At 45.8% G+C, this 20,993-nt stretch carries 15 protein-coding genes; 9 read left to right on the top strand and 6 right to left on the bottom strand.

Features of this window, described 5'->3' with window-relative positions; genetic code table 11:
• Positions 1-92: 92 nt before the first annotated feature.
• The gene (gene adhE / locus GV64_RS19385; protein WP_020581446.1) at positions 93-2,708 is read left to right on the top strand and encodes a bifunctional acetaldehyde-CoA/alcohol dehydrogenase; all 2,616 of its coding nucleotides are present in this window, start codon (positions 93-95) and stop codon (positions 2,706-2,708) included.
• 493 nt (positions 2,709-3,201) lie between these two features.
• Here the strand turns inward: adhE and GV64_RS19380 are convergent, their stop codons facing one another.
• Complete coding sequence (locus GV64_RS19380) at positions 3,202-3,495, bottom strand: hypothetical protein (RefSeq protein ID WP_020581445.1); 294 nt, start codon at positions 3,493-3,495, stop codon at positions 3,202-3,204.
• A gap of 1,175 nt (positions 3,496-4,670) precedes the next feature.
• Here GV64_RS19380 and gap point away from each other — a divergent pair.
• The 4 genes from gap (at position 4,671) to crr (ending at position 9,248) form a co-directional block, all read left to right on the top strand.
• Positions 4,671-5,681, top strand: coding sequence for a type I glyceraldehyde-3-phosphate dehydrogenase (gap, locus tag GV64_RS19375; RefSeq protein WP_026258099.1), 1,011 nt, complete (start codon positions 4,671-4,673; stop codon positions 5,679-5,681).
• Positions 5,682-6,027: 346 nt separating this feature from the next.
• Positions 6,028-7,461 carry a pyruvate kinase gene (gene pyk, locus GV64_RS19370; protein ID WP_026258098.1) on the top strand — a complete coding sequence of 478 codons (1,434 nt, stop codon included), beginning with the start codon at positions 6,028-6,030 and terminating at the stop codon, positions 7,459-7,461.
• 97 nt (positions 7,462-7,558) lie between these two features.
• Positions 7,559-8,542, top strand: a complete 984-nt coding sequence (gene pfkA, locus GV64_RS19365) for a 6-phosphofructokinase (RefSeq protein ID WP_020581441.1) — start codon at positions 7,559-7,561, stop codon at positions 8,540-8,542.
• Between the two features lie 199 nt (positions 8,543-8,741).
• On the top strand, positions 8,742-9,248 hold the full coding sequence (gene crr, locus GV64_RS19360; RefSeq protein WP_020581440.1) for a PTS glucose transporter subunit IIA: 507 nt from the start codon (positions 8,742-8,744) through the stop codon (positions 9,246-9,248).
• A 322-nt stretch (positions 9,249-9,570) separates the two neighbouring features.
• Here the strand turns inward: crr and GV64_RS19355 are convergent, their stop codons facing one another.
• Together GV64_RS19355 and ptsG are read right to left on the bottom strand one after the other, a co-directional pair.
• Positions 9,571-10,158, bottom strand: a complete 588-nt coding sequence (locus tag GV64_RS19355; RefSeq protein WP_020581439.1) for a BAR domain-containing protein — start codon at positions 10,156-10,158, stop codon at positions 9,571-9,573.
• A gap of 119 nt (positions 10,159-10,277) precedes the next feature.
• The gene (ptsG, locus tag GV64_RS19350) at positions 10,278-11,711 is read right to left on the bottom strand and encodes a PTS glucose transporter subunit IIBC (protein WP_020581438.1); all 1,434 of its coding nucleotides are present in this window, start codon (positions 11,709-11,711) and stop codon (positions 10,278-10,280) included.
• A 531-nt stretch (positions 11,712-12,242) separates the two neighbouring features.
• Between ptsG and GV64_RS19345 the strand changes: the two genes are divergently transcribed.
• From GV64_RS19345 to queF, 4 genes are all read left to right on the top strand, one after another.
• Complete coding sequence (locus tag GV64_RS19345) at positions 12,243-13,154, top strand: TIGR01777 family oxidoreductase (protein WP_026258097.1); 912 nt, start codon at positions 12,243-12,245, stop codon at positions 13,152-13,154.
• A 130-nt stretch (positions 13,155-13,284) separates the two neighbouring features.
• The gene (locus GV64_RS19340) at positions 13,285-14,232 is read left to right on the top strand and encodes an ABC transporter ATP-binding protein (protein ID WP_020581436.1); all 948 of its coding nucleotides are present in this window, start codon (positions 13,285-13,287) and stop codon (positions 14,230-14,232) included.
• Positions 14,232-15,062, top strand: a complete 831-nt coding sequence (locus tag GV64_RS19335; protein ID WP_020581435.1) for an ABC transporter permease — start codon at positions 14,232-14,234, stop codon at positions 15,060-15,062. Before GV64_RS19340 ends, GV64_RS19335 begins: the two co-directional genes overlap by 1 nt.
• Before the next feature lie 15 nt (positions 15,063-15,077).
• Positions 15,078-15,917, top strand: coding sequence for an NADPH-dependent 7-cyano-7-deazaguanine reductase QueF (queF, locus tag GV64_RS19330; protein WP_020581434.1), 840 nt, complete (start codon positions 15,078-15,080; stop codon positions 15,915-15,917).
• Positions 15,918-15,998: 81 nt separating this feature from the next.
• Here queF and GV64_RS19325 read toward each other — a convergent pair whose 3' ends face one another.
• From GV64_RS19325 to GV64_RS19315, 3 genes are all read right to left on the bottom strand, one after another.
• Positions 15,999-18,275, bottom strand: coding sequence for a hypothetical protein (locus GV64_RS19325; RefSeq protein WP_020581433.1), 2,277 nt, complete (start codon positions 18,273-18,275; stop codon positions 15,999-16,001).
• 125 nt (positions 18,276-18,400) lie between these two features.
• Positions 18,401-19,867, bottom strand: coding sequence for an adenylate/guanylate cyclase domain-containing protein (locus GV64_RS19320; protein ID WP_020581432.1), 1,467 nt, complete (start codon positions 19,865-19,867; stop codon positions 18,401-18,403).
• 120 nt (positions 19,868-19,987) lie between these two features.
• Positions 19,988-20,977, bottom strand: a complete 990-nt coding sequence (locus GV64_RS19315; protein WP_051087795.1) for an NAD(P)H-dependent flavin oxidoreductase — start codon at positions 20,975-20,977, stop codon at positions 19,988-19,990.
• Positions 20,978-20,993 lie beyond the last annotated feature (16 nt).

Raw genomic sequence — 20,993 nt, 5'->3', positions numbered from 1 at the left:
TCTATTCCGAGCGAAGATTTAAAACGAATAGCCTCGGAATTATAGACAGTTTTTTAAAGGTTATCTTGGTTAACTACTAGAGGGCGATAATCATGGCCGGAAAAAAGCAGGCTGAAAAAACCGTAAATAAAGATGCGGTTGTTCAGGATGTTGATGCTCAGATTAATGCATTAATTGAGCGGGCAATGGTTGCAAGGGAGAAGTTTCTTAAGCTGACGCAGGAAGATGTCGACAGGGTGACAAAAGCCATGGCACTGGCTGGTCAGGCTGCTCATATGGAGCTTGCCCGAATGGCGGTTGAGGAGACTGGTCGTGGTATCCTTGAAGATAAGGTTACCAAAAACATTTTTGCGACAGAGTATGTTTACCACTCCATCAAGTATGATAAGACGGTAGGCGTTATTGAAGATAACGCTGAAGAAGACTTTATGCTGGTTGCTGAACCTGTAGGTATTGTTTGTGGGGTTACTCCGGTGACCAACCCGACATCCACCACCATGTTCAAGTCTATTATTTCTACCAAAACCCGTAACCCTATTATTTTTGCCTTCCACCCTTCTGCACAAAAATGTTCCAGTGAGGCTGCCCGGATTGTTCGCGATGCGGCGGTTGCAGCCGGTGCACCTGATGACTGTGTGCTGTGGGTGGAGCATCCCTCCATTGAGGCTACTCAGAAGTTGATGACACACCCTGAAGTTGCCGTCATTCTGGCGACTGGAGGTTCCGGCATGGTTCGAGCAGCTTACTCTTCCGGTAAGCCTGCGCTGGGTGTGGGTTCTGGTAACGTACCTTGCATTATTGATCAGTCAGCCGACATCAAACAGGCCTGTAATGACCTGGTCATGTCCAAAAGTTTCGACAACGGTATGATTTGCGCTTCTGAACAGGCTGCGATTGTTCATCAGGCGGTTTATAAAGAGGTCATCAAAGAGCTGAAGTCTCAGAATGTTTACTTCACCACGCCTGAAGAAACCAGACGGCTGGCTGAAGTGGTCATTCATGACGGTCATGTAAATAGTAAGATTGTTGGCATGAAGCCTTCTTATATTGCAGAGCTGGCTGGTATCAAAGTTCCTGAGAATACCCGCATTCTGGCTGCAGAAATTGAGGGGGTAGGTCCAGAGTTCCCGCTGTCACGTGAGAAGCTGTCTCCAGTTTTGGGTGTGCTTAAGGCTAAAGATGCGCACCATGCTATTGAGCTGGCGGATCAAATGTTGAACTTTGGTGGCCTTGGTCACTCTGCCGTGCTTCATGCCCAGGATAATCAGGTGATTGATGAGTTCTCTCTGGCCATGAAAGCGGGTCGTATCATCATCAACTCACCAAGTACTCATGGCGCCATTGGTGATATTTACAATACCAATATGCCTTCCCTGACCCTGGGATGTGGTACCTACGGCGGTAACAGTACAACGTCCAACGTATCTGCTGTTAACTTGATTAACGTGAAGCGTGTCGCTAAACGCCGGGTCAATATGCAATGGTTTAAACTTCCCAGAAAAATCTACTTCGAGGCTAACTCTCTTCAGTATCTTGAAAAGATGCAGGACATCTCTCGTGTATTTATCGTTACCGATGAGATTATTCAGTCTCTGGGCTATGTTGATAAAATCCTATACCACTTGAGAAAGCGTTCTACGCCGGTTCAGGTTGAAATTTTCAATCAGGTTGAGCCTGATCCAAGCCTGGAAACGGTTCGCAATGGTGCTCGCGAAATGGCGCGCTTTAATCCGGATGTAATCATTGCCCTGGGTGGTGGTTCACCGATTGATGCGGCTAAGGGGATGTGGCTTTTCTACGAACAGCCAGATGCTGACTTTGCCGGTATGGCCCAGAAATTCCTGGATATCCGCAAGCGTGTCTATAAATTCCCGCATCTGGGCAAGAAGGCAAAGCTGGTTGCGATTCCAACCACATCCGGTACTGGTTCTGAGGTGACGTCGTTCGCTGTTATTACCGACAAGGAAAAAGGAGCCAAGTACCCACTGGCTGACTATGAGCTGACGCCTGATGTGGCGATCATTGATCCTAATCTGGTGCTGACGGTTCCTAAGAAAGTGGCTGCAGATACTGGTCTGGATGTGCTGACCCATGCAATAGAAGCTTATGTGTCCATCATGGCTTCAGACTACACCGATGCGCTGGCTATGAAAGCCATCCAGCTGGTCTTTGATTATCTGCCACAGTCTTATGAAACTGCCGACAGAAAAGCGCGTGAGAAAATGCATAATGCTTCCTGTATTGCCGGTATGGCATTTGCCAACGCATTCCTGGGGGTAAACCATGCGATCGCTCATAAGCTGGGTAATGAGCTTCATATTTCTCACGGTCAGGCCAATGCGGTGTTATTGCCACATGTGATTGAGTATAACGGCTGCCCTAATCCAACCAAGGTGGCATCATTCCCGAAATATCAGTACTACATTGCTCATGAGAAGTATGCTGAGATTGCCAAAATGCTGGGCTTGCCTGCCAAGACTCCGGAAGAGGGGGTTAAATCTCTGGCTAATGCGGTTCGTGACTTGATGAAGCGACTGGATATGCCTGCAACTATTCAGGAGATTGGTGTTGATGAATCTCTGTTCAAGAGCAAAATCAGTATGCTGGCTAACCACGCATTTGAAGACCAAACGACAACGGCGAACCCTCGTTTGCCATTGATTTCTGAGCTGGAAGAGCTGTTGAGGAAGGCTTACTACGGTAAATAAAATCCGACTGAAATATGTCGTATACCTCTAATCAGATATTGGTTAGAGGTATTTTTTTGTCCAGTAGTTAGTGTTCAGTCATATGGGAGCAAATGTTATACCAATTAAGTTTTCTAAGCCTGGTATGTCCTATGGGTATTAGCTATGGCGAGGAGTTTCAACGCAGAATTTCTGCTCAGCTAGGCAGCGCAATAGGGGGTTAGAAAATGCAATTGGTATTATTGGCTTGTTAGAGGTTATGCAAGGTGCGATAGCAAGAACATCGCTGTAACTTTATGATCTGAGCTTTTGCCTTGGACGATTGTATGTGTGAGGGGCAATACTGGGAACAGTTACCGAGAGTGGCTGAATAATAAGTCAGAAAATACGAATTCATAGGGCACCACTCTTTTGAGGGTAGCGACTGTTACGCACTGGATAATATGATTACGGTTTCTCTTCATGCCTTGTCGGCAGGTCCTATACAGAACCTTTCTTCCTGCTCATGATGTTCTCACAGGTTGCTTCTGAGTCCGTTCCAGAAGGCTTTAAGTTTATCCATAAAAGACTGGCTGGCGCCTTTAGCCTGTTCTGCCAGCTTTTCTGCCGACGCTTTTCCCTGGTCAAGTTCACAGGCAGCCCGTTCTCCCAGGCACTGGGCTTTGCAGGTGTTGCTGTCCTGTTCGCTGATAAGGCTTGATGCTTTGCATTGTGCTTCGCAGACTGCCTGTTTCTGGTCGCAGGTCAGTAGCTCTGCCTGAGTCAGATGGGGGGAAATGAGAAGTGTGATAATGAATAATTTCTTCATGGGAGGTATTTAATATATAACTTGGTAGGTGAGTATATTCTATCAGTTTGTAAAAGTTGAATAATGGGGAGTTATTGAATTTCCTGCGTAGCTTTACTCGATTAATAAATATCTATTGCTGATTTTTAATATAGAGCTTTTTTATAAAAATATTTCTATTTTATATATTTATGGTGTTAATCGAATTAATGTGTTTTTGCTTTCTTTTTGTGGTGTTTACAAAAAAATTACATTTTTTTTGATGGGAAAAAGCATAAAAAGTTACTGATTTAAGAGTGTTGGTTATGTCAGAAACTTTGCGACCATGTTCTTTTTTGGTTATATGAAAACGGTATTGAATCAAGTTTATTACCAGCTAGGCATATCTGTTTTTATTGTAGGGGAGTCGGAAGTTTTTATAATAGACCTTTAATAACAGCGACTTTCGTCTTGTTTATGGGACAGGTATCTGGTGTTTAAAGGGGAGCTGTCGCTTTTATCGAAGTGGTTATCTTTGTATAGGAGGGGGATTTACTCTGGCTATATGGGGGCTTCGCACAAAAATAATGTTCATATATGGTAATTGTTCAAGGTAAATAAGTGTTGGAGATTTAATCAAAAGTGTCTGCGTCAGGCTTGACTACAGGACTGACAGTCCGCATTATCTGAATAGGTAAAGGTGCTGATCTAAACGTATGATTTAGAGCTGAATTCATCAGTAAACTATGGTTGTCTAGCTGAATGATGTTCGGCCAGTACATAGAGAAAATCAGGAGTCCAACAAAGCTGTGGCGGTTTTGCTGAATTCCAGTTTTTCGATCACACTTTATATCACACTGGTGACGTATGAAGCTGACCAGTGGCTTCGGCAAACGGTTGATCCGGATGAGAAGTGGTGTGAGATTATGTGTTATATGTTGTTCTCTTTTGCATATTTGTAACTCCGTACCACTAAGAAGTCAACCCTTGTCTGTAAGTTTGTGTGCTTCAGGGATATAAGTCCTGTGAAGTGGGTTTCAGAGTGCCGCAGTGAGTGTTGTGTGAAGGCTGGATAAAAGCCGTGACCTGCCGTTAAACCCTGTAGTTATGTGTTAAGGCTTTCGCTATAGGTGTTTTTACTCTGCTGCATTCGCTAATGAAATCCTTTTTACTAGAGACAGGGCGGTTCGTCCGCTTTGATTAACGGTATTGGAGACATCATGATCAAGATTGCTATTAATGGCTACGGCCGTATCGGTCGCAACGTACTGCGTGCCCTCTACGAAGCTGGCCGTCGCGATGAATACCAGATTGTTGCCATTAATGATCTGGGTGACACCAAAATCAATACTCACCTGACTAAATACGACACCGTTCACGGCCGTTTCAATGCACAGGTTGAAGAAGGCGAAGGTGCACTGTTCGTAAATGGTGACGAAATCAAGACTTTCTCTGAGCGTGATCCTTCCAAGCTGCCATGGGGTGAGCTGGGTGTTGACGTTGTCTTTGAATGTACTGGTGTTTTCCGCTCTAAAGATTCTTGCAAGCCTCACTTGGATGCAGGTGCCAAGAAAGTTATCATTTCTGCTCCTGGCTCAAATGTTGATGCGACCATTGTTTATGGTGTGAACCATGACACTCTGACTGCAGATATGACCGTTATTTCTAACGCTTCCTGCACTACTAACTGTCTGGCTCCAATCGCCAAGCCGCTGAATGACGCTCTGGGTATTGATAAGGGTCTGATGACCACTATCCATGCTTACACCAATGACCAGCGTCTGAGCGATGTATATCACTCTGACCTTTACCGCGCTCGTGCTGCTGCCATGAACATGATTCCAACAGCTACTGGTGCTGCTGCAGCTGTCGGTGAAGTGGTTCCTGAGTTGAAAGGCAAGTTCGACGGCATGGCGGTTCGTGTTCCTACCATCAACGTTTCTCTGGTTGACCTGAGCTTCGTTGCTGCTCGCGAAACAACTGTTGAAGAAGTTAACGAAATCATCATCGCTGCAGCGAAGTCTAACCCTGCAATGTCGACTGTTCTGCATGTTAATCATGAAGAGCTGGTTTCCATGGACTTTAACCATAGCCCATACTCTTCTAACTTTGACGCTACTCAGACTCGTGTTCTGGGCAACCTGGTTAAGGTTATGTCCTGGTACGACAACGAGTGGGGCTTCTCCAACCGTATGTTGGATACAGCCAAAGCTTTGATGAACGCATAACGCGATCTGAAAGGTCATATCAACACAGGCTCGTTTAACGGGCCTGTGTTGGTTGCGATATATCGTATACAAAGATAGTTCAATGCCTGACTTCCAGGTTGGTAGTAAACAAAGAGAAGACAGTGTTTCTGAGCAGTATGCTCCTAAACTTTGAACAACACTTTCTTCTTTTGTTTGCACTCCGTTCAATAGATTTGTCCTGCAGGCTTTAAGAGCAAGGGTGTACAGGTTATGAGCGGTGGCCGTGCACATCATTGATTCATAAAGGCCTGTCGCTTGCTGTATTGACTCCTGTGGGATGGTAAAGGCCCATGAGAGCGACGGGTTCACAAGCGAGATGATTATCATGCTCAGACGCACTAAAATTGTTGCAACCCTTGGCCCGGCAACCGAATCAGAAGATCAGCTGCAAAGGCTGATTGAAGCAGGTGTTAACGTAGTCCGCCTCAATTTCTCCCACGGTGACCCTGAAGATCATAAAGCCAGAGCTCAGACCATTCGCTCTATTGCTGCAAGACTTAATCGCCCGGTAGCGATTCTGGGAGACCTGCAGGGGCCGAAGATTCGCATCGGTCGTTTTCAGAATGGCAAAATCCATCTTCCTGATGGTGCGAGCTTTAATCTGGATGCCGGCCTCCCAATTGATGATGGTGATGAAACTCAGGTTGGGCTTGGCTATAAAGACCTGCCGAATGACTGCAAGGTCGGTGATGTTCTTCTGCTGGATGATGGGCGTATCAGCCTTGAAGTGGTTGCGATTGATGGCGCTTGTATCAAGACCAGGGCAATCAATGGTGGTGAGTTGTCGAATAATAAAGGCATCAACCTGCAAGGTGGTGGTCTTTCTGCAGCGGCATTAACCGAGAAAGATAAGCAGGATATTCTGCTGGCGGCTGAGCTGGAAGTAGATTATCTGGCGGTATCCTTTGTCCGACGTGCCAGTGATGTTGAAGAGGCTCGTCGTCTGATGCGTGAGGCTGGTGGTACAGCGGCTATACTCTCAAAAATTGAGCGTGCCGAGGTAGTCAATGATCGTGAGCTTCTGGCTGAAGTTATTTCTGCTTCCGATGCGATTATGGTTGCCAGAGGTGATCTGGGCGTTGAAATCGGTGACCCGGAGCTGATTGGTGCGCAAAAGCACATGATCAATGAAGCGCGCCGCTTGAATAAGCCGGTTATCACCGCCACCCAGATGATGGAGTCAATGATTCACAACACCCAGCCAACCCGTGCGGAAGTTTTCGATGTGGCAAATGCTGTGTTGGATGGTACCGATGCGGTGATGCTCTCCGGTGAAACTGCTACAGGTAAACGCCCTGACGAGGTCGTAAAGGCCATGAGCCGAATCTGCCTTGGTGCTGAAAAGCAGGGCGTTGAATTCATGACTGAGCGCCGGGTTGGCAAGTTTGAACATGTGGATGAAGCTATTGCCCAGGCAACCATGTTTGCAGCCAATCATCAGGATGATATCAAAGCGATTGTCTGCCTGACCAAAAGTGGCGCTACGCCGCTGTGGATGTCCAGAATTAACACTCGTCTGCCTATTTTTGCCATGACTCGCTATGAAACGACTGAGCGCCTTGTGGCGCTCTATCGTGGTGTTGAGGCAGTTTCTTTTGACAGTGGAACCGAGTACGGCGCGGAAGTGAATGGGAGAGCCATTAGCGTTCTTAAGGAACGTGGTCTTCTTGAGGTGGGTGATAAAATTATTTTGACCAAAGGTGAAAGTCAGGAAATTGAGGGTGGAACGAATACTATGCAGATCATTTACGTGAGCTAAGGTTGTCCCTCTCTTAGGTGTTTTTCATTAAACCTGTAACTGATTTTTGCTGTTGCTTTTTATAAGCATTTGGCACTTGGAAGGAGAAGAGCCTAGCATGACCGAATTAAAGCGAGTCGGTGTTTTGACCTCCGGGGGAGATGCTCCTGGTATGAATGCGGCCATCCGTGCGACTGTCCGCGCCTGTATCTACTACGGTATCGAACCTGTTGTGATTCAGGAAGGCTATAAAGGGCTTATAGAAAACAAGATGGACGTGGCTGATGCCAGAACTGTCGCCAATGTTATCAATCAGGGTGGCACTTTTCTGAAGTCTGCACGCTGTCAGGAATTTCGGACTAAAGAAGGCCGGGTAAAGGCATACGAGAATGCCAGAGCCGCAGAGTTGGATGGCCTGGTAGTCATCGGTGGTGATGGTTCTTTTACTGGAGCCATGCTGTTGGAAGAAGAGCACGGTCTACCCTGTATTGGTGTGCCTGGCACCATTGACAATGACATATACGGCACTGACTTTACGATTGGCTACGATACTGCATTGAATACAGTTGTAGAGGCCATCGACAAGATTCGTGATACCGCGACTTCTCATAACCGTCTTTTCTTTATCGAAGTGATGGGACGTGATGCTGGCTTTATTGCCCTGAATACAGGTATTGCTTCTGGTGCTGAGGATATTCTGATTCCTGAGCAGGAAAAGAATGTTGAGCTGTTCATGGAGTCTTTGCAAAAGAGCGGTCGTGCCGGTAAGACTTCCAGTATTATTGTTGTTGCTGAAGGTGACCGAGGCGGCGGTGGTGTTTTTGAGCTGTCCCGTGCAGTGGAGGAACAGTTCCCTGAATATGAAGTTAAAGTGACTGTTCTTGGTCATATTCAACGTGGTGGTAAGCCCAGCTGCTTTGACCGCGTTCTGGCCAGTCGTCTTGGTGTGGCTGCTGTGGAAGCCCTTAGAAGTGGCGACAGTGGTATTATGGTGGGTGTTCGTGATCAGCAGGTTGTGAAAACGCCTCTGGAAAGAGCGATTAGCAAGCACAACCAGATTGATAATCATCTGATGAAAGTGGCTGAAATTGTTTCCGTTTGATTAGATGTTGAATGCTAACGATTGGATGACTAAAGTTCTCTAGAACAGAAAGCCTCTGAAAAATGAGGCTTTTTACTTTCCTCCCTACCGGTATTTCAGGGGATGCTCTTTAAAGCCGGTCCCTCATTTGTGAAGTGACTTGATTTCAGATTGAAGTGTGCTTCATAGAAGATTGTTGTAACAACAGCAGGTAACAGTTATGGGTATCTTTGACTCTCTCAAAAAAAGTCTGGGTTTTAGCTCACACGAGGGGACTGTCCTGAAGGCGCCTTTGACGGGAAAGATTGTTCCCATAGAAGAAGTGCCAGACCCTGTTTTTGCTGATAAGGTAGTGGGCGATGGGCTTGCCATTGACCCTACTGGAAATGTCATGGTTGCCCCCTGTGATGGTGTGATTGGCAAGATTTTTGAAACCAATCATGCTTTCAGTATGGAAACTCCTTCAGGTGTTGAGTTATTTGTCCATTTTGGTATTGATACCGTAGAGCTTAAAGGGGAAGGCTTTAAGCGAATAGCCAAAGAAGGGCAGCAAATTAAAGCGGGTGACCCTGTGGTTGAGGTTGACCTTACCCTGCTCAAAGATAAGGCCAGAAGTATTGTAACGCCGATTGTGATATCAAATATGGACGATGTCAGTCGTCTGGAGAAGTCCAGTGGAAATGTGCAGGCGGGCATAGATACTCTGCTGACTGTATATATGAAGTAAGTTTGTTGCTATCTACTTTTAAGTACTTTGAAATGAGTGGCCGGTTGGGAGGCTGTCTGAGGATAGTACTTGGAGTGAAGGTTGCAGACACCTGAGGATAAAAATTTCGCTTTGTGAGGTGAGCAATGTTGCCATTTTGTTTGCCGGACGAAACGGGGTTTCTAGACCAGTTGCCAGATGGTTGCAATCGAAGGCTTCATCGGTGAAGTTGCTAGAGCAACGCAGTAGCCGTTGCCGCATAGGACAGGCTATTCTCGGACTGGCTTTTGGGCTGATTACTCATGAAAAATCACTGGGTGGGAAATGTTATACCGCAGGTGTCCTAAAGCAGAATATTTTTCATTTGTTGATACTTGGCATAATCTTGAGCAAAGAATGGGGAGTGTTTATTAGCCATTGCCATCTCAATCTTGGAGGAATCAATTTTTAGATCATCGCTCACAGCATCGTTGAAGTTTTTAACCACATCTTTGTATTCTGCTTTAGCCAGCTGGATTTCAAGGCTGCACATTCTGAAGTCGTCAGTACCACGAATAAGGTGACGTAAATCACTTTTATAAGTTTGCATCTGTTCCAATTTGTCACAAACTTTCTCGAAGCATTTTTGAATCTGAGTGTCACCTTTAGCTTGCTGTAATGCTTGATCAAACGCCTCTTTTGCTCTGTTGGTGTTGTTATTATTTTCTTCTATGGCTGGCTGCTTTGTTGGGTTATGTGGTTTGGTATCCCGAGCTTGAATGGCTACGTCTCTGGGTTTCGAAGAAAAAATAGAGGATAAAAATTGTTTTATTGTTTTTGGTAACGTGACCTTGAATCTGCCAAAGCCCCCCTCTGACTTATTAACTCCTTGGGTTTTATTGTCGTTAATTGGCACCTGATTGACAGGTTGATGGCCGCCTACCCCTTTCATTACTGTATCTCCCTTATACAATAAGAAAATAGTACTATCGGCCGGAGGTGTTAATGAATAACTGAAAAACAGAGGGTATGAAAAACTATACCCTCCTGCATCTTAAAAGCATTGTATTGCTACATTGATTTTATCGCTTCTTGCATCTCTGTACGAATATTGTCGGAGCGTGGTCCAAAGATCGCCTGCATATTCTGACCAACTACAACGACAGCAGTCGCTCCCAGTTGCTTAATACGGTCAACGTCTACCTCTTCCGTATTGGCGACGGTGACTCTCAGCCGGGTGATGCAGGCATCCAGATTTTTGATGTTGCCTTTACCGCCAAAAGCCTTAACCAGATCAACAGCAAGCTCACTGGAAGACTCAATACTCGTTGAGCTTTCGCTTTCATCTTCACGCCCTGGTGTTTTCAGGTTCAGTGCCAGAATCAATACCCGGAAAATCAGGTAGTAGAGCACAGCATAAATTGCACCAAGAATAATGACCCAGATGGGTTTGGTAGCAATCCCAAAGTAGAGGACATAATCGATCAGGCCGTTGGAAAACGACATGGCCATTTTAATGTCCAGATAGTTTGTGATGGCATAAGCCATACCCGCGAGCAGTGCATGAATGCCGTAGAGCAGGGGAGCGACGAACAGAAATGAAAACTCGATGGGTTCAGTTATACCGGTCAGCACGGAAGTGAGAGCGGCCGAGAGCATAATACCGCCAGCTTTCGCTCTATTTTCAGGTTTCGCGCAGTGCCACATGGCAATCGCTGCAGCAGGTAAACCAAACATTTTGAACAGATAGCCGCCAGCAAGAAAGCCAGCAGTTGGATCACCGGCAAAAAAGCGAGCTATATCGCCATTAAACACAGTGCCTGACTCGTCAATGAATTCACCCATCTCCATCTGGAAAGGGACATTCCAGATGTGATGCAGGCCAAAGGGAATCAGGAGTCTTTCAACAAACCCATAGACAAATCCAGCGGCTTCCGGATTTTCATTGACTGACCATTGAGAAAAGTCATTGATAACTGCCTGGATTGGAGGCCAGATAAAACTGAGCAGGATGCCCAGAAAAATGGCACATACCCCGGTAGCTATCGGAACAAATCGCTTGCCAGCAAAGAAGCCGAGGTAATCAGGTAACTGGATTTTGTAGTAGCGGTTGAACATCATTGAAGCCAGTACGCCTGCAATGATGCCACCAAATACCCCGGTATCAATCGTATCGATACCCATCACAGAGGACGGTTCAAAGCCCAGGTGGTTGGCCATGATGCCCATGGTGCCCAGCATAATGACAAAGCCTACGACAGCAGCTACGGATGATACGCCGTCGTTTTCAGTAAGCCCAATGGCAGTACCAATGGCAAAGATTAATGGCAGATTGCTGAAGACTGCGCCACCGGCCTGGGCCATAATGCTGGAAATCAGGTCCGGTATAAATGAAAAACCGGCGCTGCCCACGCCCAGAAGAATCCCGGCTACAGGCAGTACGGCAACTGGCAGCATTAATGCTCTGCCAATTTTTTGCAGCGTACCGAAAGTGCTTTTGATCATGAGGGTGACTCCGGAAAGGGAACAACAGGAGAGAGTATTGGTTGACATCAGCCCGGCCAGAATATTCGGAAGCTTGCTGTTGTCAGAGTTCGTATGTCTTGGTCAGTTTGTTGGAAGAGAAAACAATAATTCACAAGAATAGACTAACTATTCGCTTTTCCATGGTGACAGCCTCTGATTTTGGTTTTCAGGTGGAAAGTTGAGCTGTTGTCATTTTTGTGTAGGTATATACCGAGGATATATTGATGCAGGTCAATGGGTCGAATTTGGCTATTACTTATTATTGAGGTGTTAAGAAGATCAATGAGAGCAGGTTCAAAAAATAAAAAAAGCCTGTCCGGGGCTCACTGGTGTTTAACTTCCAGTAGGGATATTAGAGCAGAAGCGGGAGCCAGCAGCGTGAAAGTACATCAAACCCGGGTTTGAGGGGATCCGGGTTTTTTTTATCTTTTCAGAAAATGTTACGATTACTATTAGTTGATGTTAATGTCATTAATGAATGGTGGCTGGGTCTCTGGAGCTGATGGACACATGCAATTTCTGATTACTGGTGGAACAGGATTTATTGGGCGTCGACTGGTTCATCGCCTGCTAAATGAAGGGCATCAAGTGGTTGTATTGAGTCGCCAGCCGGCCAAAGAAGTTCGCTTGCAGCTATCCACCCGGGTGAAGCCTGTTTCATCGCTATCTGCGGTTAATCCATCAACCTATTTTGATGCAGTTATTAATCTTGCAGGCGAAAGTATTCTCGATAAAAGGTGGAGCCAGGCTCGTAAGAAAGTGCTGCTGGATAGTCGTATTGGCGTGACATCTGAGCTTGTTGATTTGGTTGAGCGGATGGAGAATAAGCCAGGCTGTTTTATCAGTGCCTCTGCTGTCGGGTATTACGGCTTTTCTCAACCTGGAGAACATCTGGATGAGTTCGCTGAAGTGGGCAATGACTTCGCTGCAACCCTTTGTGATCGCTGGGAGCAGGCTGCTAGACGGGTCGAGGCTTTGGGTGTTCGAACCTGTATTGTCAGGGTAGGGGTGGTATTGCATCCAAGTGGTGGGGCACTGCAGAAGATGTTGCCTGTTTTCCGGCTGGGAATAGGAGGGCCAATTGGAAATGGTCAACAGGTTATGTCCTGGATTCATATGGATGATATGCTCAATGCCCTGATTTTTCTGGTGAACCACCCGGAAACAAAAGGTGTATTTAATGCGGTGGCACCAGAAATTCTGACCAACAAAGCGTTTGCCAAAGAGCTTGGGCGTGCAGTACGACGGCCGGCAATTTTCACTACACCTGAATGTGTGCTCAGTTTAATGCTGGGTGAGTCAGCCCAGCTATTAACGGAAGGCCAGGCTGTGATTCCCAAACGGCTTCAGGATGCAGGTTTTACGTTTGCCTACCTCAACGCCAGAAAGGCACTGGCATCATTACTTTCATATCTGAGATAGGCTTTTCTCAATCATTGGGTGTGTTCCGGTCAAGACCGTTTAACGTGATCAGTGAATAAAATGACGATTTTAAAGACTGGTTTGTAATAAAATTCCATAACTGATTCAAAAAGTCTCAAGGCTGAGAACGATGACCCAGGCATTGGCCATAAAAAATTTAAAAAAAGTATACGACGACGGTTATGTTGCGCTGAAAGGGGTTGACCTTGACGTTGCTAAAGGGGATTTTTTTGCCCTTTTAGGCCCCAATGGTGCAGGTAAATCAACCACTATTGGTGTCATTTCATCATTGGTTCGCAAATCTGAAGGGAGTGTATCGGTCTTTGGTAATGATATTGAGCACGATCTGGTCAGGGCTAAGCGTTCACTTGGTGTGGTTCCCCAGGAGTTTAACTTCAACCAATTTGAGAAGGTAGAAGATATTCTGGTCAGTCAGGCTGGTTATTATGGGCTGTCTGCCCGTCAGGCCAAGCCTCGTATTGAGCACTACCTTAAAAAGCTGGGGTTATGGGATAAACGGTTTACCCAGTCCAGAATGCTGTCCGGTGGAATGAAGCGTCGCTTGATGATTGCCAGAGCCCTGATTCATGAGCCGGAACTGCTGATACTCGATGAACCGACTGCTGGTGTTGATATAGAGCTCCGAAGAAGCCTTTGGGAGTTTATTAAAGAGATTAATGACCAGGGAACCACTATTATTCTGACCACTCATTATCTGGAAGAGGCAGAGCAGCTCTGCCGCAATATCGCCATTATTGATCAGGGCGAGATTGTTGAAAACACCAGTATGAAGCAATTGTTAAGCCTGCTTCAGAAAGAAAGCTTTGTACTGGATCTACGCCAGCCAATTGATCAGCTACCAGTATTTTCAGGTTATAGAGTGAACAGGATCGACAGTAACTCTCTGGAAGTCGAAGTCGATAAAAATACCGGGGTTAACGACTTGTTTCGACAACTCAGTGAGTTTCAGATTGAAGTGGCCAGTATGAGAAATAAAAGTAACCGACTGGAAGAGCTGTTCGTCAATATGACGAAGGGAGCCCTGATAGAAGAGGGTGTAAAGGGAGAGGAATCGTGATGTCGGGTATGGACCAAACAGGGAGTAATGGGCTGCAGAACAGGCAACAGCAGAGTGAATACCGTTATCACTGGGTTGCCTTTGTGACGATTTTTGCCAAGGAGGTTCGTCGCTTCATGCGGATCTGGCCGCAGACACTGTTACCCCCGGCCATCTCCATGGTGCTCTATTTTGTGATCTTCGGTGCAGTTATTGGCTCCCGTATTGGTACCATGAGCGGCTTCAGTTACATGACATATGTATTGCCGGGGCTGGTGATGATGTCAGTCATCACTAACAGTTTCAGCAATGTGGCCTCAAGCTTTTTCAGCAATAAATTTCAGCGGTGTATCGAAGAAGTTCTGATATCACCCGTGCCCAATTGGATCATTCTGGCGGGGTATGTGCTCGGTGGCGTTGCCCGTGGCGTGATTACCGGGGCTATTGTTATGGGGCTTGGGTTGTTTTTTGTTGAGCTTGATGTTCATGACTTTCTGGTCACACTATTGGCTGTCGTCATGACGGCTACCCTCTTTGCTCTTGGTGGCTTTATTAACGGTGTCTTTGCCAGAAAGTTTGATGATGTTTCCATCGTTCCAACCTTTGTGCTGACGCCCATGACTTACCTAGGTGGTGTTTTTTACTCTATCGAAATACTGCCCGAGTTCTGGCAAAAGGTCTCCATGTTGAACCCCATTCTTTATCAGGTGAATACTTTCCGCTATGGGCTTCTGGGCGAGGCGGGTGGTATTGATACCGGTTTTTCCTTTGCTGTAATGCTACTGGCTATATTGTCATTGGGGGCATATAGTTTGCACCTTTTGAAAACTGGTCGTGGCCTGAGAAGTTAATGGTTGTATTGAATAATGAGTGATGGTCTGCATGCTTCGCCGTTGGGTAAAACCAGCGAGTACAAATCAGAATATGATCCTTCATTGCTGTTTCCTATTGAACGTAAAGAAAAGCGTGAAGAGTTAGGTATCCACCAGAATAATTTGCCATTTTACGGTCGTGATCTCTGGTATGGCTATGAGCTTTCCTGGTTAAATCTGTCTGGAAAGCCAGTGGTTCGCGTGGCTCAGTTTGAGCTGCCCTGTGATTCCCCTTGCCTGATTGAATCCAAGTCTTTCAAACTCTATCTCAATTCATTTAACCAATCTCGGTTTGAAAGTGCTGAGCAGGTGGCTAGTTGTATCATTGATGATCTTTCTAAAGTAGCAAGAGCACAGGTTTCAGCGCAGCTATATACCATCGATGAGTTTGAGGCTCGTGCTTTTGATTGTGCACAAGGGATCAACATCGATGACCTGGATGTGGCTGTGGATTGTTATCAGTATGATGCGTCACTGCTGGCAAGACGTGACCCAGAGTTTTCTTCAGAGGTCATCAGTGAGACGTTGAATACACACCTGCTAAAATCCAATTGCCCGGTTACTGGCCAGCCAGACTGGGGAACGTTGGTGGTCAGATATCGAGGAGAGCCAATTGAACATGCTGCACTGCTGAGATATGTCTGCTCATTCCGGGATCATCAGGAGTTTCATGAGCAGTGTGTTGAGCGTGCTTTTGTTGATTTGCAAAAGCACTATCAATTTGAAGAACTGACGGTTTATGCCCAATATCTCCGTCGTGGTGGGCTGGATATTAATCCATGGCGCAGTACGTTGGATATCCAGCCAGAAGCTCTCAGGTTTATTCGACAATAAGATGATCGTCAACACTGTGGCTCCAGAGTAATTCCTCTGGAGCAGAACAGTCCTCTAAGGTTTTCAATCCTTTGCCTGAAATTATTTCTCTTTATATGACCGGTACCTGGTTTGTGTCGGGTGATCTCCATTGCCGATATTCGATTTTTGAGAAAAAACTGTTTTGCTCTTTGATTCCATTCCAGGGCTATGGGGTGAAGCCTTCTTTACCATGCCTAAAGGGGGGGAGTCTTCAAGCCTATATAGCTTAAACTCAGAGGGGAGTGAATCGCCTCTTTTAACCGTTGAGTTTTCTGGTTGGCTCAGTGAGTCTGTCCAGTACTGGCTACCTGATTGTTCACCCAGCGTGCTTGGAGATAAGCTTTCTTTACTGCTTTTCCCTGCTGTTTTTTGTGTTTGGTATAGTGTTTCAGTACTAGAGCTTTGGGGTGGGGGGTATCTTTCATCAACCTGTCTCTGTTCACTATTGATTGTTTCTCCTGGGTGATGAAAACTAACCTGTTTCTGGTGTCCGGGTGAAGCAAGTGTGCTGGCAGGGGCGATGCGTAAAGATTGAGGGCTGGGTTTAAAGGTAGAAAATGAAGTGCTGGCGATGCCTCTTTCCGGTTGCGGTGTCGCGAACAAATAAGTTGAATCTCTCGGTGTTATGGTTGCGACTTTAATGCTTTCTCCATAACCTGAAGAAGCGGTGGTCGTTCTCATAGGCATCATTGCTGATGATGTCTCTGTTGTTTTGCTAAGTACTCTGCTCAACTCAGACATAACTGTTGCTCGTTGATCTTCAGGGCTTAGTGGTGCCATTAACTCATTAGGTAAAGGTGGCATATATTCGAGAGCTGGTCTGGTTTTATAATGATTACCAGGCAACCCTCTAAAGCTGGATTTTTCTTGTGGCGCTTGTGTATACCTCTTGGCAACTGTAGATGCCCTTGATCCGAAAGTTGAAGGGATATTAGTTCGAGCAGTAAGAGACGAGGGCTCAGAAGGTTTGTGACACAACGTAGGGTCATCAGTCACTCGGTCCCTGTGGTATCTTGATGGCACAGAGATGGTCATGCTTGGTGTTGATGTGGGCGGCAGAACTTGTTGATTTCTTTTTCCTGTGACTGCTCTCCAATCATCATACTCTTTGGTAAGTTCTGGTTGAGTAACTGTGGCTATTCCGACGGCATCTCCATCACTATGGTAACTGGCCTGAGAACAGTCCAAGCCCACTTGAGCAAAGCTGGCAGGGAGAGCCGGGCGCATAGATGGCCCTGTTTGTGCAGGTAACATATGGTCATATAGGGATCGTTGGGACTTTGGAGAGTCATTTTCAGTTGACCTGCCGGTTTTATGATGAGTAGATGTTAAAGAGTATCTTTCATGAGTTACGTTTGTGCCCATTGTATCAATACTTGTATTAGACCCTCTTATGCTGGAGGAGCGGCTTAAGCGCCCGCTTTCTCTGGAAGACCAGGAGTGTCTTGTCAGATCACTTCTTCTAAACCGATTGCCCAGGTGAATATGTGAATCACTTTCAGAGGGAAGAGCTGGGCCATCTAAAAGGTCGCTAAAATTCCTGATATACTTGGACTGACCTGCTCTATTCAGGGCATTTACTAGTGTTTCTGGTGCAATATCACCGGCCATTTTGGTTGCTTCGATTATTCTGATTAGAGGGTTATCTTCCTTTATTTTCTTGTGGCTTTGTCTAAGTTGATCGTACTTGGCCCCTGTTAAAACCAGTCTCATTTGCTCAAGTACTTTTTCAGAAAATTCATTGTTAGTCCTTATAATCCCTTTTTTGACTTTTTTGACTTTGTTTACCTCGGGGTCATTAACTAGACGATTAAACAGTTCTTTCCACTCCTCCAGCGGTTTGGGGGGGGATTTAAATACAGCATGATAACGCGGATCAGGAATCTGACAGTTCATTTCATTAAAAGAAAGTTGAAGAGCGTGCGGTATTTCTTCCGGTTCAAGCTGTTCTAATTTCTTGCTAAATTGTACAGCCAGAAGCTCAATGCTTGTTAAAGGCTCTAGCATTTCTAATACTTTGTCTAACTGGGTAGACAGTACCGCTCGGCGCGTTAAAGGCAAAGGCCCTAGTATTTCTATTACTCTGCTGAATTGGGAAAATATCGCATCAAGGTTTTTTAAATATTCTGGCTCACCTGACGTTGCACTGAATTGGGCAGAAGACTGTTCATCAAAATGTTGTAGCGGCTCAACTGCTCGTACAGTGTGTTGGTTATATTGTGCTGTTTCAGGTATGTGTTCAGTATGAGAATTATGACTGTCTAATGGTGGTGAATTGAGAGTAGGATTTCCATAGGTTATGGGAATCCTATCTGCAGCATTGTACGCTTTATCCATATCAAGGGTACCTTGGAGAAGCTAAAACCAGTTTTACTCGGTAATGATTTTTGTTGTTCAGGAGTAAGGCTTGGACGCATTCTAGATTATGGATGGTAAATCTTGATAATTTACTTTATAGCCTGTTATGCAACAGTTTTATTTTGAAGCTGTTCGGAAGGAGTTTGTGAAATAGAGTGGCGCGCAGGCTTAGTAGGGCTGGAAATATCATCCTTCAATAGTTTCTGTGTTGCTTCATCTAAGGTTTGAATGATCTTTCTGCGTTCAAACTCATCAATACTGTTGGTATCTAGGCTGAATGAAAACCCTTTGCTATCGTGTTCAAAATAGCTTTTCTGCAGACCCAGGTTACGGCGCAGGTCTATAACCTTATAAATAGGCACTGAGCGACTGAATCCTTTTACCTGAATTTCCCCCTTGGACTGGCAAAGCACAACGTCCTTAACCAGTGACCAGGTTTCGTTGGATAGCAGAATCTGGTTGGGTTCTGCTGCGCTTTCCAGGCGGCTGGCTAAATTCACCTCACGGCCCAGGAGTGTGTAATCCATACGGGACTCTGCGCCGAAGTTACCAACAGTGCAGTAACCGGTATTAATACCAATTCTGATGCGAAGTGGATTCTCGATGCCTTTGGCAATCCACTGTTTACGCAGTACTTGCATGTGCTTCTGCATTTCAATGGCCATTGAGACTGCAGCCAGTGCATCTTTTCGGTAGCCCCGGGTTTTAGGGTCACCAAAAAAGATCATAATGCTGTCACCGATAAATTTATCGATCGTGCCACCGTATTTCAGCGCAATACGGGACATGTCGTTCAGATAGGTGTTCAGTAGTTCCGTAAGCACCTCCGGCTCGAGCTCTTCTGCCAGGTCGGTAAAGCCTTTAATGTCGGAAAAGAAAACCGTCAGTTTCTTTCGCTGGCTTTCCAGTTTGGCATTGCGCTTACCGGCAAAAATCGATTCCCAGACCTGCGGGGATAGGTATTTGGCCAGGTTGCTGGCAAGTCTGCTGTATCGTTGTCGTTGCTGTTGGGCATTCAGCTGAATAGCTTGAAAGTGTTGTTCCCTGCACCTGAGAACATAGGCAAGGTAGGCGGTGAAAATCAGCATTCCCAAAAGACTGATAAATGTTGCATCTTTTCCTGCTGAAATGGGTATGCTGAGGTCGATAAAGTAATCGATGAGTAGAGCTGCAACAGCGGATGGAATGATAATCATCAGGCCTTTTGGTCCCTGAAGATATATAGCCCAACCTGCTAATAAAATAACCAGCAGCATACTGCCAACCATTGGAAAATCAGTCAGACTGATTAAGACACCAATATTTAGAGAGTCACAAAATAGTATGGACAGGCCTCTTTTGCCAGTTGCCGAGTCTTGTTGTTGATTTCGGAATACGGCATTGATAACCATTTTTGATAGCCATGGAAAAACGGATAGATAAGCCACAACGGCTAAAAAGATACTGGAGAGATGCTGGTTGGCTAAACTGTAAAGAATAACGGAGGCAGTTATCCAATAGGCTAGTGCCCTGGGTGATAGCCTGGGAATATGATTCAGGGGAGGAGATACAGTATTCTTTTGGGTTTGCATTAGCGTTGATTCATGACCTGGCCTGATAATACCGTCAGCAGCTTGCTGTGAGCCATAAATTCTAACATGCGAACCATCTGGAATCTGTATCTCATTTGACCCTTTACTAACTTTGCTTTTTTAACGAACACTCTCGTTATATTCGCTGATCATCTGATCCACTAAACGATCACAACTGACTATATCTGAGATACCACCGACACCTTGTCCTGCTGACCAGACGTCCTGCCAGGCTTTGGAACTATCTGAACCGGCAGGAGTGAGCTTTTCACCAAAGTTAACTTTGCCGGGGTTGAATAGAGCATCCATATCATACCCCGCGTCTATCAGGCTTTTCTTCATAAAGTTGGAAGGTACGCCAGTCACTGCAGGCGTATGTATGACATCTTCTGCGTTACAGTCGATTATCATGGCTTTGTGTCCGGAAGGAGCGCGACTTTCAAGGGTATTAATAAAACGGGTACCCATATAGGCCAGATCCGCTCCCATGATTTGCGCAGCATGAATCTGGTGGCCATGGTTAATACATCCTCCCAGTAACAGGGTCTTGTTCCAGAATGTCCGGATTTCTTCAACTAATGCGAAGGGGTTAATCGTTCCGGCATGCCCACCAGCGCCACTGCTCACGGCAATAATGCCATCAACATTCGCCCCTGCTGCCTTTTGAGCGTGTTGTACACTGGCAGCATCGTGGAAAACAACACCACCATAGTTGTGTACCTGATCTACGACATCACGAATTGCCCCCAGTGCGGTGATGACCAGTGGTACTTTGTATTTAATGCAAAGTGCCAGATCAGTTTCCAGTCTGGGGTTGGATTCATGGACAATTAAATTAACACCAAATGGTGCTGCCTGTTTTCCGGTCTGCTGTTCAAAGTCCGACAATTCTGTGGTTATTTGAATCAGCCAGTCCTCAAACCCTTCGCTGGTTCGCTGGTTCAGTGCTGGAAACGTACCGACAATACCTTTTTTACAACCGGCAATAACCAGGTCGGGTCCTGAAACCAGAAACATGGGAGCCATCACCACTGGAATGGACAGTCTGTCGTGCCAGTCAGAAGGTAGTGTTTGATTTGAAAATGGCTTTGATGTTTTTTTTGAAGACATTGCCATACTCCCGAGA

It is taken from the genome of Endozoicomonas elysicola, from assembly GCF_000710775.1.
Lineage (GTDB): Bacteria > Pseudomonadota > Gammaproteobacteria > Pseudomonadales > Endozoicomonadaceae > Endozoicomonas > Endozoicomonas elysicola.
The sequence above is the reverse complement of the archived record's forward strand: the minus strand, read 5'-3'. Positions and strand labels throughout refer to the sequence as shown.

Excerpts from the sequence above, each read along its gene's own strand:
- GV64_RS19335 (WP_020581435.1), top strand. The coding sequence starts at position 14,232 with ATGTCGGGTATGGACCAAACAGGGAGTAATGGGCTGCAGAACAGGCAA.
- GV64_RS19320 (WP_020581432.1), bottom strand. The coding sequence starts at position 19,867 with ATGCAAACCCAAAAGAATACTGTATCTCCTCCCCTGAATCATATTCCC.
- GV64_RS19345 (WP_026258097.1), top strand. The coding sequence starts at position 12,243 with ATGCAATTTCTGATTACTGGTGGAACAGGATTTATTGGGCGTCGACTG.
- GV64_RS19325 (WP_020581433.1), bottom strand. The coding sequence starts at position 18,275 with ATGGATAAAGCGTACAATGCTGCAGATAGGATTCCCATAACCTATGGA.
- pfkA (WP_020581441.1), top strand. The coding sequence starts at position 7,559 with ATGACCGAATTAAAGCGAGTCGGTGTTTTGACCTCCGGGGGAGATGCT.
- GV64_RS19380 (WP_020581445.1), bottom strand. The coding sequence starts at position 3,495 with ATGAAGAAATTATTCATTATCACACTTCTCATTTCCCCCCATCTGACT.
- pyk (WP_026258098.1), top strand. The coding sequence starts at position 6,028 with ATGCTCAGACGCACTAAAATTGTTGCAACCCTTGGCCCGGCAACCGAA.
- adhE (WP_020581446.1), top strand. The coding sequence starts at position 93 with ATGGCCGGAAAAAAGCAGGCTGAAAAAACCGTAAATAAAGATGCGGTT.
- ptsG (WP_020581438.1), bottom strand. The coding sequence starts at position 11,711 with ATGATCAAAAGCACTTTCGGTACGCTGCAAAAAATTGGCAGAGCATTA.
- queF (WP_020581434.1), top strand. The coding sequence starts at position 15,078 with ATGAGTGATGGTCTGCATGCTTCGCCGTTGGGTAAAACCAGCGAGTAC.
- GV64_RS19315 (WP_051087795.1), bottom strand. The coding sequence starts at position 20,977 with ATGTCTTCAAAAAAAACATCAAAGCCATTTTCAAATCAAACACTACCT.
- GV64_RS19340 (WP_020581436.1), top strand. The coding sequence starts at position 13,285 with ATGACCCAGGCATTGGCCATAAAAAATTTAAAAAAAGTATACGACGAC.
- crr (WP_020581440.1), top strand. The coding sequence starts at position 8,742 with ATGGGTATCTTTGACTCTCTCAAAAAAAGTCTGGGTTTTAGCTCACAC.
- GV64_RS19355 (WP_020581439.1), bottom strand. The coding sequence starts at position 10,158 with ATGAAAGGGGTAGGCGGCCATCAACCTGTCAATCAGGTGCCAATTAAC.